This window comes from Leucobacter sp. GX0328 (genome assembly GCF_053567315.1).
In genome coordinates this window covers 1,113,430-1,126,357 of the sequence record NZ_JBSGPC010000001.1, presented here as the reverse complement: position 1 = coordinate 1,126,357, position 12,928 = coordinate 1,113,430, and the positions used below count along the sequence as shown (strand labels likewise).

Genomic DNA, 12,928 nt, shown 5'->3' with positions numbered 1-12,928 from the left:
GTTCAGGATGTGGCCGCAGCAATCACCGTCATTGACGCCGGGAGAGCAAGCCGTCGAACGGTTCGCCCGCGACGAGCCCTTGAAATTCGCTACGCTCACGGGCGCAGAGATTGCCGCCAGAACCGAGACCAGCGATGCCACTGTGGCGCGCACGGCCCAGAAGCTCGGATTCGCGAATGTGCGTGAGATGAAGGCCTGCTGCGCGAGTCGCGTGCAGGAACAAGCCGACCTGCAGCATGTATTGCAGACTCGACTTGAGGCTCTTCGCACTCATGGTACGGAAGACGACGGCCCATCCGGCGAGTCACGCACCATGACCTCGGTGCTGACCGCAGCGGCCGGTCTCGTTCTGGGTGTCGAATCGAGCATCCACTGGCCTGCAGCTGCCGAGGCTGCAGCGGCGATCGCTGCCGCGCCGAGGGCGTTCATCTACGGGCTCGGCACCGCGTATTGCTTCGCGCAGTATGCGGAGCTCGAGTTCGCCAGGATCGGCATCGTTTCACGAGGCATCACGGGCAGCGGTCACACGAATGCTCACGCGGTGTTCCAGATCGATGCAGCAGACGCCGTTCTCGTGCTCGCACCCCGTGTAATCTTCGCCGATGTGCATCGTTTCATCGAAGCAGCGGCACGGAAAGGGGCTCGCGTATTCGTCATTGCTCAGGCTTCACTGCCGCCTCAGCTTCACGAACTCGGTGTGCTGCATCTGCGGATGCCTTCTTCGGGTGGTGGTGCGGCAACGGAAGCCGTCCCGACAGTGTCGCTCATTGATGCCCTCGTGGCCGAGATCGCCACTCTGCAGCCCGAGCGAGCACTCGACGCGCGCGCACAAGCACAGGCCTATCGTGGCGAGTTCTCTCGATGAGCAGAACGCATATCGCTATCGTCGGAGCGGGGTTCATCGGGATCACGCTTGCGCGCGCCCTCATCCACCGCGGATGTCGCGTCACGGTCTTCGCGCCGAGTCTGCAGGCCGCCGGCGCGACGGCGGTTTCATATGAATGGCTCAACAGCCATCGGAAGCGACCCGCCACCTATCAGGCGCTGAACCTGTGCGGCCTCAATTACTGGCGCGAAGTCTTTGGCCCGCGGTACGCGGATCATGTCACGTGGTCGGGTCACACTGCGATCGCCGTCTCTGATGAACACCGCGCCCTGCTCTCGGAGCGCGTCGACTACCTCGCATCGCATGAATATTCAGCGCAGCTGACGCATGCTCCCGGATCCGAGCTGAATGTCCCCGTGCCTACCGGCGCTCTCGTGGCCTCTTTTGCGGACGAAGGCTACTGCGACGCGCTCAGCATCCGCCTCGCCCTACTCAAGGAGCTCCAGCAGCACGAGCTGTTCGATTTCGTCGAGGCCACTGTCGACGCCGTCGACGACACGGGTGTCGTGCTCGCGGATGGATCGCGAGTACCGGTCGACCGCACCGTGATCGCGGCCGGAAACGGCAGTGCTGACCTAATCACCCGGTACGGGGCATCGTTCCCCATGGCTGATCAGACTGCCGGCGGCCCCGCGTGGGGCTTCCTTGCGACGGTCTCGGTTCCGGCCCACGGCATCCGACAGCTGTTCACGGGCGACGACCTGAACTTGCGCCCGATCGACGAAGACACGCTTCTCGTGCAATGTCTTGATCTCGACCGTCACGCCGCGGGGGATCTCCCCGACAGTGAACTCACCGCCATCGGCGAAGAGTTCAGCAGACGCGTGCGGCGATTGCTCGGTCGCGCTGTCCGGACACTCCGAACTCGCGTCGGGCACCGGGTGATCCCCGGCGACGGGCACACGTCGGCAGGCCCGTTGCGCGGCAGCATTCAGGACCGCGTATGGGCAGTCGTGACTCACAGTGGCATCACTCTCGGACCGTGGCTGGCAGAGGTGATTGCTTCTGAACTCACGACAGGCGTGACGGACGTCCGACTGCGCGGATTCCGTCCGACGCGCTTCACTCGGACCTCTGCAGCAACTGCTCCTTCACCGCGGATGCCCGGCGAGCAGTAGAGATACGGCCTGCCTCCAGTGACGCCGACCCGTCACAGGCCGACTCCGGCGGACATGCGGAGTTACGGATGAGGAGCCGCCTATGGGGTTTCGGTCATCGGGAGAACCCTACCGAGTTCCCGTGGCGGTGCTCCTCGTCACCATGTTCATCCCAGGGGACCGCCTGGAGGCGCTACCCCTCCGCTAGGGCGGCGAGGCGGTCGATGGATGCGCGCAGCGCGTCGGCCGTCGTCGACCGTGCGCGCTCGAAGCGCGTCTCGTCGGTGAGCTGCGACCAATCGTAGGTGTGGCGCACCAGCGTCGCGCCCGACTCGAGCGGTTCGAGCTCCCACCGCCACAGGTGCCCGGGTCGTGCCTCGCCGACGGGGGAGGGCTGCCATGCGATGCGGCGCCCCTCCTCGAACTCGACGACGTGGTTCTCGCGAGTGCTGTTGCCCGTATTGCGCATCACGAATACGGACCCGGATTCGCGGACGCGCTGCCCGGCGTCGGCGCTGTCGAGGTTCTCGTTGCCGTCCCATTCGGGCTGCTTCGAAGGGTCGGCGATGAGTTCGAAGATCGCGGCGGCGTCAGCCGCGATCTCGCGTTCTGCGGATACGATTCGGGGCTCTTCAGTCATGCGGCCAGTCAAGCAGGGGCCGGCGCGGAAGAGAACCCCGGCCGACACGGGGCGTCGCATTCGCCGCCCCGACGCCGACCGAGCGGCCGGCTCAGTTGAAGCCCGGATCCCCGAGATCGGTGAGGATGCGCTTCAGATCGGCGATCGTCGCGAAGTCGATCAGGATCTGGCCCTTCTTCGCACCGAGCTTCACCGCGACGCGGGTGTCGAAGCGATCGCCCAGGCGCTCGGCGATCTCGCCGAGCTGCGCCTGCACGCCGCCTGCGCGGGGCTTGGGCATGCGGCGCTTCGGCGTCTCGGCCGCCACGGCCTCTGCCGCGCGCACCGAGAGACCCTCGTTGATGATCTTGTCGGCGAGGCGCTGCATCGCCTCCGCGTCGCCGTCGAGCGACAGCACGGCGCGCGCATGTCCGGCCGAGAGCACACCCGCCGCGACGCGCGCCTGGACCGGCTCGGGCAGCTTCAGCAGTCGTATCGTGTTCGAGATCTGGGGGCGCGAACGCCCGATGCGCTCGGCGAGCTGCTCCTGCGTGATGCCGAAGTCGGTGAGCAGCTGCTGGTAGGCGGAGGCCTCCTCGAGCGGGTTGAGCTGCGCGCGATGCAGGTTCTCGAGCAGCGCGTCGCGCAGCATGTGCTCGTCGGCCGTCGAACGGACGATCGCCGGAATGTCGCTGAGGCCCGCGCGGCCGCTCGCACGGAAGCGGCGCTCGCCCATGATGAGCTCGTAGCGGGGTTCGCCCTGCGCGGGCACGGGGTCGATGGCGCGAACGACGACGGGCTGGAAGACCCCGAACTCGCGGATGGAGTGCGTGAGCTCCTCGAGCGCCTCCTCGTCGAACTCGCTGCGCGGCTGCGAGCGGTTCGGCACGATGTCGCTGAGTTCGATGCGCGTGAGCCGCGCCCCGGGCACCTCGCGCAGCTGCTCGGCGTTCGCCGCGTCCGCCGCTTCTGCGACCGCGGGCTCCCCGGCAGCGTCGTCCGCCGTCGATCGTGTCGCTGCGGCGTCGTCGACGACCGCTGCGGCGGCGCCGGATGCCGGGAAGAACACGTCGACCGGGCGCTCGCCGGTCGACGGTGCCTGGGGGATCAGAGCGCCGATTCCGCGGCCGAGACCGCTTCGCTTCTTCGTCGCCATGGTCCTATGCTCCTTCATTCTGCTGAGACTGCGCGGCCGCGCCGCGTTCGGCGATCTCGGCAGCGGCTTCGAGGTATGCGATGGCTCCGATCGAGGCGCCGTCGTAGGCGTGCACCGTCTGGCCGTAGCTGGGTGCCTCCGAGATGCGCACCGAACGGGGGATCACGGCGTTCAGCACCTCGTCGGGGAAGTGGGCGCGCACTTCGCCGGCGACCTCCTGCGCGAGGTTGGTGCGCGCGTCGTACATCGTGAGCACGATGGTCGAGACGTCGAGCGCGGGGTTGAGGTGCTTCTGGATGAGCTGGATATTGCCGAGCAGCTGGCTCAGGCCCTCCAGCGCGTAGTATTCGCACTGGATCGGGATGAGCACCTCGCTCGCGGCGACGAATGCGTTCACCGTGAGCAGCCCGAGCGACGGCGGGCAGTCGATGAAGACGTAGTGGATCGGCTCCTCCGCCTGCGCGAGATAGGTCTCGATCGCGGTGCGCAGGCGCTGCTCGCGCGCAACGAGCGAGACGAGCTCTATCTCGGCGCCGGCGAGGTTGATGGTCGACGGCACGCAGGTGAGGTTCTCGTGGTCCGTGGTGGTCTGCACCGCGTCGACGAGCTCGTGATGGCCGAGCAGCACGTCGTACACGCTGGTCACCTCGGGCCGATGGGGCACGCCGAGCGCGGTGGAGGAGTTGCCCTGAGGGTCGAGGTCGATGACGAGCACGCGCGCTCCGCGTCGGGCGAGCGCCGATGCGAGATTCACCGTGGTCGTGGTCTTGCCCACGCCGCCCTTCTGGTTCGACACGGTGATGATGCGCGTCGATGCGGGCAGCGGCGACACCGTCTCGGCGAGCTTCCGGCGACGGCGGACCTTGTCGGCGATGTGGTCGCCGACAAGCGAGTTCTCCGCTTCAGTCATGGCTTCCCACTCTAGCCCGAAAGACCCGGGTGGTCTCCGTCAGCAGCCCGGCTCCGAGCTCCTCGACGGCGATGTCGTGCACGCGGTGCTTGCGCAGTACCTTCTCGGCGGTACGGATCTCGTCCTCGACGGATGAACCCTTGAGGAAGAGCATCTCGCCGCCGCCGCGCACGAGCGGCGCCGTCAGCGGCACCAGCTTGCGCAGCGCCGTGACCGCTCTCGCGGTGATCTGGTCGACGTCGAAGGCGCCGTGGTACTCCTCGGCGCGGCCCCGGCGCACCTCGACGTTGTCAAGGCCGAGTCGCTCGATCTGCTCCTTCAGCCAGTTGCAGCGCCGCTCCATCGGCTCGATGAGCAGGAAGCGCGCATCGGGGCGGACGATCGCGAGCACGAGGCCGGGCATACCCCCGCCGGTGCCGACATCGGCGACGCGCGCGCCCGATCCGATGAGCGGCGCGAGCACGGCCGAGTTCAGCAGGTGACGGGTCCACAACCGCGGGGGTTCGAGGGGACCGATGAGCCCCAGCTCTTCGCCGCGCGCGCCCAGATCCGCGGCGAATGCGCGCAGCACCTCGATGCGGTCGCCCGCCAGCTCGACCGCTGCGGCGGGTTCCGCCTCGATCGCGTTCGACTGCTCCACGCTGGGTCCTCCTTCGGGCGCGTTGCGCCCGGCTCGCTCGAGCGGAGCCCCGCTCGTTTCACGTGAAACGAGCGGGCCGCTCACTGCTGGGTGATGACGAGACGACGGCCTCGGCCCTCGCCGCGCGACTCCGAGTAGTACCCGCGTTCGGCGACGTCGTCGTGCACGAGCTTGCGCTCGTACGATGACATCGGCTCGAGCACGATCTCCTCCCGGCCGGCCGCGATCTGCGCGATCGCCGCATCGACCATGGCCTTGAGCTCGATCGCACGGGCATCGCGAGATCCGCCGATGTCGATCACGAGCCGGGTGAAGCGCCCGGTCTTCGCCTGCACGGCGAGGCGCGTCAGATCCTGCAGCGCCTGCACGGCATCGGGAGTCGCCAGGCGGTCGAGCTCGGCGTCGCCGCCGGTCACCGAGACGTACGCCCGCCCGCCGGCGACGTCGATGTCGATGTCGCCGTCGAGATCGGCGATATCGAGCAGTGCCTCGATGTAGTCCGCGGCGAGATCGCCATCGGCTTCGAGATCCTCGAGGCTCAGCTCGGTCGCACCATCGTTCGAACGATCAACACTCACGACGCCCTCACTTCTTCTTCTTGGCGCGCTTGGCGCTCATCGGCTGCTGGCGCTGGCCTTGCGGGGAGGTCGGTTCCTCGCCCTTCTCGGCCGCTTTCTTCTCGTCATCGGTCAGCTTACCCTTGGCCTTGAGGCGGGCCTGGCGCTGGCGCCAGGCCTCGCTGCCCGGGGTCGGCATGCTGCGGATGACCAGGAACTGCTGGCCCATCGTCCAGAGGTTCGAGGAGAACCAGTAGATGTTGAGCGCGAGGGGGAAGGTGAGGCCGGAGAAGAGGAACGCGAACGGGATGATGTACAGCATGATCCGCTGCTGGCGGTACATCGACGACTGCTTCGTCTCGTCCGACACGTTCTTCGACATGATCTGCAGCTGGGTGAAGAACTGCGAGGCGATCATGAGGAGCATGATGGCGCCGAGCATGACGACGACGATCCAGTTGCCCGATTCCCAGCCCTGCGTGAAGGTCATCTTGAGCGGGGCGCCGAAGATCGATGCGGCGTTGAAGCTGTCGGTCAGCTCCTGCGTCATCGCACCGATACCGGCCTGACCCGAGCCGTTGCCGCCGCTGCCCATAGCGCCGGAGGCCTGGCGCAGTACGTAGAAGAGCGAGAAGAAGATCGGCATCTGCACGAGGATCGGCAGGCACGAGGAGAAGGGGTTGGTGCCGTGCTTCTTGTACAGCGCCATCGTCTCGCGGCTCATGGCCTCGCGCGAGAACTGATCCTTCTTGCCCTTGTACTTGTCCTGGATCTTCTTCATCTCGGGCGCGAGATCCATCATGCGCCGCTGCGACTTGATCTGGCGCACGGTCACCGGGATGAGCGCTGCGCGCACGACGACGACGAGGCCGATGATGGCGAGCAACCAGGTGGCGCCCGAGTCGGCGTTCATGCCGATGGAGGTCAGGGCCCAGTGCCAGAAGGCGAGCACCAGCTCGACGAGCCAGCGCAGGGGCCAGAGTATGGTTTCGATGAAGTCCACCGGGTTAGGCCTTTCGGACGTTGGGGCGGACGAATCCGCGAGTATTGATGACGAAGCGTGGGTGCAGCCTTGCGGGCGCATCGTCGATGCCACCGGGACTGAATGGGTTGCAGCGCAGCAGTCGCCAGACTGTCAGGGCGAGTCCGACCGTGAAACCGCACTGCTGATATACCTCAAGAGAATACCTGGAACACGATGGATGGTATCTGCAGACTTGCCCATAGAGCGGCGAGATCACGCGGCGGTAAGCATGCATGATCGCGATGGCGGCGTTGCGCGGCAGCAGCCAGATCTCGAGTGCGGCGCGCGGCATCGGGTTCACCGGGAGCTCGCGTCCTGGGGCGACGCGGTGCGCAGGGCGCGGGCCAGGGATCGCTCGAGCTCGGCCTCGAGCTCGGAGAACGGCGCGGTGGCGCTCGCCGGCAGCGCGCGGATGACGATGTCGACTCCGGCGAGCCCCTCGTGCAGTGCACGGTCCGCGATGGTCTTCAATCGACGCCGTACGAGATTGCGGGCCACCGCATTGCCCACCGCCTTCGAGACGATGAAGCCGAAGCGCGCGGGATCCTCCGGGGAACGAAAAACCGCGTGGACGATGCATGTTGCACCTCCCACGCGGCGACCGGTTCGCACTGTGCGCCGGTAATCGTCTCCCCGGGTAACCCGGTTCTGCCATGCCGGCATGACCGCGGGGGAGTCGGGCTTATGCCGAGAGCTTCGAGCGGCCCTTGCCGCGGCGCGCTGCGAGAATGGCGCGGCCTGCACGGGTACGCATGCGGGCACGGAAACCGTGCACCTTCGCGCGGCGACGGTTGTTGGGCTGGAAAGTACGCTTGCTCATGTGAAGACTCCGTGACTTATGGAACAGCTCCCCGAAGCTCTGCGGCGCCGAGGAAGTCGGATCTAGTGGTGGACACCAGAGTTCTGCTGCCCATACAAGGTATTCACCTTACGGCAAAATCCTGTCGGCGTCAAAGCAATCGGCCCCGTTCGTCAAGCTGCTGCGGGGCTCGCCGCCATTTCCGGCCCGAGACTTGCCTGTGGACAAATCTGTGACTAACGTGGCTCCAGGTCCATTCCGTCGTTCGCGGAATCCTTATCATCACTGGGAAGTCGGGCTTCCCGTTCTGTGGATAAGTCTGCGGATAGTCCATCGACCGTTCCTGCCAGCACGTGCCCGGCGCACAACCGAAACCGAGTGAGTTGATGACCGAAGACGAGGTACAGGATCTCTGGGTGCGGGTCACCCAGGCCGTGATCGAGGATGTCGGGCCGACTCTCGGAGCCCACCTCGGCCTCGCCGTTCCGCGCGGCATCGCCGCCGGCACCCTCTATCTCGCGGTCCCCCTGCCGTTCACGCTGAAGCTGCTCGAGACCCGGCTGCGGCCGGCGATCATGTCCGCATTCTCGCAGCTCCCCGAAGCCGAGGGCATCCAGAGCTTCATCGTGCTCGTCGATGAGGACGCGCACCCCGACCTCGGGATGGCGCTCGATGAGCATGACGATCCCGAGATCTCCGAGGTTCAGAGCGTTCCCGCTCATCAGCCGTCGGCGGCGACGGGTGGTGCCGGCTCGAGCACCCACCACGAATCGATCCGCCCGCTCGACGAACCCCGGTCCCGTCACGGTGTCGAGGAGCGCCTCGACAGCCGGCTGAACGAGAAGTACCGGTTCGACAGCTTCGTCATCGGCCAGTCGAACCGCTTCGCGCACGCCGCGGCGGTAGCCGTCGCCGAGGCTCCGGCCCGCGCCTACAATCCGCTGTTCATCTACGGCGACTCCGGCCTCGGCAAGACGCACCTGCTGCACGCGATCGGCCACTACGCCCGTGAGCTGTTCCCGGATATCCGCGTGCGCTACGTGAGCTCCGAGGATTTCACGAACGATTTCATCAATTCGATCGCGAATAACCAGGGCGCGGCATTCCACGCCAGGTACCGCAGCGTCGACGTGCTGCTCGTGGACGATATCCAGTTTCTGCAGGACAAGGTGGAGACTCAGGAGGCGTTCTTCCACACCTTCAATACGCTCCACGATCACAACAAGCAGGTCGTCATCACGAGCGATGTGCAGCCGAAGCAGCTCCGCGGGTTCGAGGAGCGGATGCTGTCGCGCTTCGAATGGGGTCTGCTCACCGATATCCAAGTGCCCGACCTCGAAACGCGCATTGCGATCCTGCGCAAGAAGGCGCAGCGCGAGAACCTCGACATCGATCACAGCATCCTCGAGTTCATCGCGAGCAAGTTCACGTCGAACATCCGCGAGCTCGAGGGCACGCTCATCCGCGTGACGGCGTATGCGAGTTTGAACCAGCAGCGCATCGATATGCAGCTCGTGCATACGGTGCTGAAGGATCTCATCACGCTCGACGCCGACAACGAGGTGCAGCCCTCCGACATCATCAGCCGCACGGCTGAGTACTTCGATCTCTCGGTCGATGAGCTCTACGGGCCGTCGCGTGCTCAGCAGATCGCGACGGCCCGCCAGATCGCGATGTACCTCTGCCGCGAACTCACCCCGCTCTCCCTTCCGAAGATCGGTCAGCTCTTCGGCGGTCGCGATCACACGACCGTCATGTACGCGCACAAGAAGATCACGCAGCTCATCGCCGAGCGCCGCTCGATCTACAACCAGGTGCAAGAGCTCACGACCCGCATCAAGCAGGGCTCGCGCTGACCTCATCCTGCGGGTCGAACGGCGAGGTCCGGCCCGCTTATTCATCCACAATCCACGGCCCTCTGTGGATAACTCGGGATAACTCGACGCAATCTGTGGATGATCCGGCATCCCCTGTGGAATCGCTCTGACGGCCCGGCTTCGGCGTGATCATGCGGATCTCGGTCTGTCCACCGCTCGCCAACAACTCACACTCGTGTAGTTACCTAGAACCGACAGGCGTGTCGCGACTTATCCACAGTATCCACAGCCGTTAACACTGTTAACGTAATTTCTTTACTCTACGGGCACTCCATCACGCACTGCGATCGGCGCTCGAGGCGTCGAATCCGCTGCTCACAAGAAAGCGGGCGTGCCAGTCGACGCGGAGTGTGCAAAGATTGTGAAGCCATCACACGCGCCAGTTTTTCGTGCGCATTTATGGAGGGACCCGATGAGATTCACCGTCAACCGTGACGTGTTCAGCGACGCAGTTTCATTTGCCGTCAAGCTGCTCCCTCAGCGACCCACCCAGCCTCTGCTGAGCGGCGCACTGATCGAGGCCTGGGGCGATCGGCTCACGGTGTCCTCATTCGATTACGAGACTTCCGCACGTACGTCGGTCACCGCCGCGGTATCGGAGGAGGGGCGCGCTCTCGTGTCCGGCCGACTGCTCAGCGATATCGCCCAGCGCCTGCCGCATTCCGATGTCGAGGTATCGCTCGACTCGACCCGCGTCGAGATCCGGTGCGGTTCGGCCTCGTTCAGCCTTCCGGCGATGCCGGTGGAGGAGTTCCCTCAGGTTCCCGTCGTCGATTCGATCTCGGGCGAGGTTCCTGCCGATGCCTTCAGCGAGGCGATCGCCCAGGTGTCGCTCGCGGCATCGAAGGACGATGTGACTCCGGTGATCACAGGCGTGCAGTTCGAGATCGAGGAGAACTCGCTGACCCTCACCGCGACTGACCGGTATCGCGTAGCCACGCGTGCGATCGATTGGGAGAACCGCAGCGAGCAGAGCGGGCTTTCGGCATTGGTGCCGTCGAAGACGGTGACCGAAGTCGGTAAGACCTTCGCGAACGGCGGCCCGGTGCAGGTCACCATCGTCAAGAACGACGATCGCGAGCTCGTCGCCTTCACCGGCGGGAACAAGACCGTCACGACGCTCCTCATCAAGGGCAATTACCCCCCGGTCGGCCGGCTCTTCCCCGAGAACATCGATAACTACGCCGTGGTGAACACCGCCGAGCTCGTAGAAGCAGTAGCCCGTGTCGGTCTGGTGCTCGAGCGCGAGGCCGCCCTCCGATTCTCGTTCTCGGAAGGCACCGTCACCCTCGAAGCCGCCGGCACCGAGACGGCGCAGGCGGTCGAAACCGTCGATGCGCACCTCGTCGGCGAAGAGATGGTCGTCTCCCTCAAGCCCCAGTTCCTGCTCGACGGGCTGCGCTCGACTCATTCCGAGTTCGCGCGCATCGCCTTCACACGTACCGATAACCCCGGCAAGCCCGGCCCCGTGCTCATCACCAGCCAGCGCAGCAAGGACGACGCCGATTCCGAAGGCTTCCGCTACCTGCTGCAGCCGAACCTGCTGCTGCGCTAGGCCGGCGATGCGGGTTTCGCATCTTTCCCTGGTCGACTTCCGCAACTACGAGGCGGCCGAAGTCGAGTTCGCAGCCGGGCCGAACCTGCTGCTCGGACGCAACGGACAGGGTAAGACGAATCTCGTAGAGGCGATCGGATACTTCTCGACGCTCCGCTCCCATCGGGTCAGCAGCGATTCCGCACTGATCCGGTCGGGGGAGGAGAGCGCAGTCGCCCGCGTTCGCGTCGAAGCGACGGGACGGAGTGTGCTGCTCGAGGTCCATATCAAACGCGACCGCCGTAATCAGGCGATGGTGAACCGCAATTTCGTTCGACCCCGAGAGCTCATGCGCTGGATCGCAACGGTCGCTTTCGTTCCCGAAGACCTGTCGATCGTTCGTGGAGATCCATCAGGACGTCGACGATTCCTCGACGACGCGCTGTCTTCGCGCTTTCCGATCGCCGCGGGCGCGCTGGCCGACTACGAACGGGTGCTGAGGCAGCGCACGTCGCTGCTGAAATCCGCCAGACGAGGCTCGGTGCGCTCGCTCGAATCCACCCTCGAGGTCTGGGATGAGCAGCTGATCGCATTCGGGACGCAGATCATGCTCGGCCGACGCGAACTGGTCGATGATCTGCGCGGTCCGTTGGGCACGGCCTACGAAGCGCTGGTCGGCCAGGATCATGCGCCGGGCCTCGCGCTCGTCGAGTCCGTTTACGCTTCCGGCGGGATCGACGAGGTTTCACGTGAAACAGGCTCCGGTTCCGCGAAGGGGTCCGGTGAGGGAACTGTTTCACGTGAAACACTCGCGCGGGACTTCCGAGCGGCTTTGACGGAGGCGCGCCCGAAGGAGATCGAGCGAGGATTGACGCTGGTGGGGCCCCATCGCGACGATGTCTTCTTCACGCTCAATGATCTTCCCGTGAAGGGCTACGCGAGTCATGGCGAATCCTGGTCGTTCGCACTCTCGTTGAAGATCGCGCTCGCGAATGTGCTGCGCACGGATTCGCCGGCGGGGGACCCGGTGATCGTGCTCGACGACGTCTTCGCCGAGCTCGACCGCGGTCGTCGCGAGCGGCTCATGCGGGCGGTGAGCGACTTCGAGCAGATTCTGGTGACTGCCGCTGCCGCTGAAGATATTCCGGACTCCGTAGACTGGCACCGTATCTATATCGATGACGGTGCGGTGGTGGAGGGACCTCCCGATGGCCTCGAGTGAGTTGAGTTTCGCGAGCGAGACCTATCTGCGTGCGAAGTCGGTCTGGCGGGGCCGGCCGGTGCGGCGGCGCACGGTGCAGACCGGGGAGGGGACGACTCGTCCGTTCGGAGCAGGACGCGATCCGCGCGGGTTGGGCGAGGTGCTCCTGCGCGTCTCCGAGGACATGGGGTGGAGCGGGGAGATCGATCGCGCGCGATTGATCACCGAGTGGCCCGAGTTCGCCGGTTCGGCGACCGCCGAGCACACGACGGTCATCGGCATCTCCAACGGTGTGCTCCAGGTGCAATGCGACTCGACGACGTGGGCCACTGAGCTGCGTCGGCTGCGCGCCGAGATGCTGACTCGTGTGCTGAACGACTACCCGGAGGCCGAGATCAGGGATCTCCGGTTCCTCGGCCCCGGGGCCCCGAGCTGGCGCCACGGCCCGCGCTCGGTTCCGGGTCGCGGTCCACGAGACACCTACGGCTGATTCTTCCGACTTCGCCTGCGGTCCGGCACCGTTCTTCTCCGCGCCGCGCGTCGGATGCTCCGGTCCCACTGATGGTTGCCGCCCCGGAGAATCGTTCTGAGAGAACGTTTCACGTGAAACTTCGGTCGAGTAGCCCGC

Annotated in this window: 15 protein-coding genes; 6 read left to right on the top strand and 9 right to left on the bottom strand. The window is 65.6% G+C overall.

Annotation, left to right across the window (positions count from 1 at the left end):
- Positions 1-7 precede the first annotated feature (7 nt).
- Together ACUYTF_RS05175 and ACUYTF_RS05170 are read left to right on the top strand one after the other, a co-directional pair.
- On the top strand, positions 8-865 hold the full coding sequence (locus ACUYTF_RS05175; protein ID WP_449279397.1) for a MurR/RpiR family transcriptional regulator: 858 nt from the start codon (positions 8-10) through the stop codon (positions 863-865).
- Positions 862-2,004, top strand: a complete 1,143-nt coding sequence (locus ACUYTF_RS05170; RefSeq protein ID WP_449279396.1) for an NAD(P)/FAD-dependent oxidoreductase — start codon at positions 862-864, stop codon at positions 2,002-2,004. Before ACUYTF_RS05175 ends, ACUYTF_RS05170 begins: the two co-directional genes overlap by 4 nt.
- Before the next feature lie 172 nt (positions 2,005-2,176).
- Here the strand turns inward: ACUYTF_RS05170 and ACUYTF_RS05165 are convergent, their stop codons facing one another.
- From ACUYTF_RS05165 to rpmH, 9 genes are all read right to left on the bottom strand, one after another.
- On the bottom strand, positions 2,177-2,623 hold the full coding sequence (locus tag ACUYTF_RS05165) for an SRPBCC family protein (protein ID WP_434144417.1): 447 nt from the start codon (positions 2,621-2,623) through the stop codon (positions 2,177-2,179).
- A 91-nt stretch (positions 2,624-2,714) separates the two neighbouring features.
- Positions 2,715-3,758 (bottom strand): ParB/RepB/Spo0J family partition protein, encoded by a 1,044-nt coding sequence (locus ACUYTF_RS05160; RefSeq protein ID WP_449279395.1) that lies wholly within the window; start codon positions 3,756-3,758, stop codon positions 2,715-2,717.
- Between the two features lie 4 nt (positions 3,759-3,762).
- Positions 3,763-4,668, bottom strand: a complete 906-nt coding sequence (locus ACUYTF_RS05155) for an AAA family ATPase (protein ID WP_434144421.1) — start codon at positions 4,666-4,668, stop codon at positions 3,763-3,765.
- Positions 4,661-5,308 (bottom strand): 16S rRNA (guanine(527)-N(7))-methyltransferase RsmG, encoded by a 648-nt coding sequence (gene rsmG / locus ACUYTF_RS05150; RefSeq protein ID WP_434144423.1) that lies wholly within the window; start codon positions 5,306-5,308, stop codon positions 4,661-4,663. The genes ACUYTF_RS05155 and rsmG overlap by 8 nt, the downstream gene beginning before the upstream one ends.
- 80 nt (positions 5,309-5,388) lie before the next feature.
- Positions 5,389-5,886, bottom strand: a complete 498-nt coding sequence (locus ACUYTF_RS05145; protein ID WP_434144424.1) for a R3H domain-containing nucleic acid-binding protein — start codon at positions 5,884-5,886, stop codon at positions 5,389-5,391.
- 7 nt (positions 5,887-5,893) lie between these two features.
- Positions 5,894-6,868 (bottom strand): membrane protein insertase YidC, encoded by a 975-nt coding sequence (gene yidC, locus ACUYTF_RS05140; protein WP_449279394.1) that lies wholly within the window; start codon positions 6,866-6,868, stop codon positions 5,894-5,896.
- 4 nt (positions 6,869-6,872) lie between these two features.
- A complete protein-coding gene (gene yidD, locus ACUYTF_RS05135) occupies positions 6,873-7,181 on the bottom strand; it encodes a membrane protein insertion efficiency factor YidD (RefSeq protein ID WP_434144479.1) in 309 nt (102 codons plus the stop codon).
- Positions 7,182-7,186: 5 nt separating this feature from the next.
- Positions 7,187-7,552, bottom strand: a complete 366-nt coding sequence (rnpA, locus tag ACUYTF_RS05130) for a ribonuclease P protein component (RefSeq protein ID WP_434144428.1) — start codon at positions 7,550-7,552, stop codon at positions 7,187-7,189.
- Between the two features lie 19 nt (positions 7,553-7,571).
- Complete coding sequence (gene rpmH / locus ACUYTF_RS05125; protein WP_434144430.1) at positions 7,572-7,709, bottom strand: 50S ribosomal protein L34; 138 nt, start codon at positions 7,707-7,709, stop codon at positions 7,572-7,574.
- 365 nt (positions 7,710-8,074) lie between these two features.
- Between rpmH and dnaA the strand changes: the two genes are divergently transcribed.
- From dnaA to ACUYTF_RS05105, 4 genes are all read left to right on the top strand, one after another.
- Complete coding sequence (gene dnaA, locus ACUYTF_RS05120; RefSeq protein ID WP_449279393.1) at positions 8,075-9,544, top strand: chromosomal replication initiator protein DnaA; 1,470 nt, start codon at positions 8,075-8,077, stop codon at positions 9,542-9,544.
- 433 nt (positions 9,545-9,977) lie between these two features.
- A complete protein-coding gene (dnaN, locus tag ACUYTF_RS05115) occupies positions 9,978-11,120 on the top strand; it encodes a DNA polymerase III subunit beta (RefSeq protein ID WP_434144432.1) in 1,143 nt (380 codons plus the stop codon).
- 7 nt (positions 11,121-11,127) lie between these two features.
- Positions 11,128-12,321 (top strand): DNA replication/repair protein RecF, encoded by a 1,194-nt coding sequence (gene recF / locus ACUYTF_RS05110; protein WP_449279392.1) that lies wholly within the window; start codon positions 11,128-11,130, stop codon positions 12,319-12,321.
- Positions 12,308-12,790, top strand: coding sequence for a DUF721 domain-containing protein (locus tag ACUYTF_RS05105; RefSeq protein ID WP_449279391.1), 483 nt, complete (start codon positions 12,308-12,310; stop codon positions 12,788-12,790). Before recF ends, ACUYTF_RS05105 begins: the two co-directional genes overlap by 14 nt.
- Positions 12,791-12,928 lie beyond the last annotated feature (138 nt).

Coding starts and splice junctions, on each gene's coding strand:
- yidD (WP_434144479.1), bottom strand. CDS start 7,181: ATGCCGCGCGCCGCACTCGAGATCTGGCTGCTGCCGCGCAACGCCGCC.
- rnpA (WP_434144428.1), bottom strand. CDS start 7,552: ATGCCGGCATGGCAGAACCGGGTTACCCGGGGAGACGATTACCGGCGC.
- ACUYTF_RS05155 (WP_434144421.1), bottom strand. CDS start 4,668: ATGACTGAAGCGGAGAACTCGCTTGTCGGCGACCACATCGCCGACAAG.
- ACUYTF_RS05175 (WP_449279397.1), top strand. CDS start 8: ATGTGGCCGCAGCAATCACCGTCATTGACGCCGGGAGAGCAAGCCGTC.
- ACUYTF_RS05170 (WP_449279396.1), top strand. CDS start 862: ATGAGCAGAACGCATATCGCTATCGTCGGAGCGGGGTTCATCGGGATC.
- rpmH (WP_434144430.1), bottom strand. CDS start 7,709: ATGAGCAAGCGTACTTTCCAGCCCAACAACCGTCGCCGCGCGAAGGTG.
- dnaN (WP_434144432.1), top strand. CDS start 9,978: ATGAGATTCACCGTCAACCGTGACGTGTTCAGCGACGCAGTTTCATTT.
- ACUYTF_RS05160 (WP_449279395.1), bottom strand. CDS start 3,758: ATGGCGACGAAGAAGCGAAGCGGTCTCGGCCGCGGAATCGGCGCTCTG.
- ACUYTF_RS05165 (WP_434144417.1), bottom strand. CDS start 2,623: ATGACTGAAGAGCCCCGAATCGTATCCGCAGAACGCGAGATCGCGGCT.
- recF (WP_449279392.1), top strand. CDS start 11,128: ATGCGGGTTTCGCATCTTTCCCTGGTCGACTTCCGCAACTACGAGGCG.
- ACUYTF_RS05105 (WP_449279391.1), top strand. CDS start 12,308: ATGGCCTCGAGTGAGTTGAGTTTCGCGAGCGAGACCTATCTGCGTGCG.
- dnaA (WP_449279393.1), top strand. CDS start 8,075: ATGACCGAAGACGAGGTACAGGATCTCTGGGTGCGGGTCACCCAGGCC.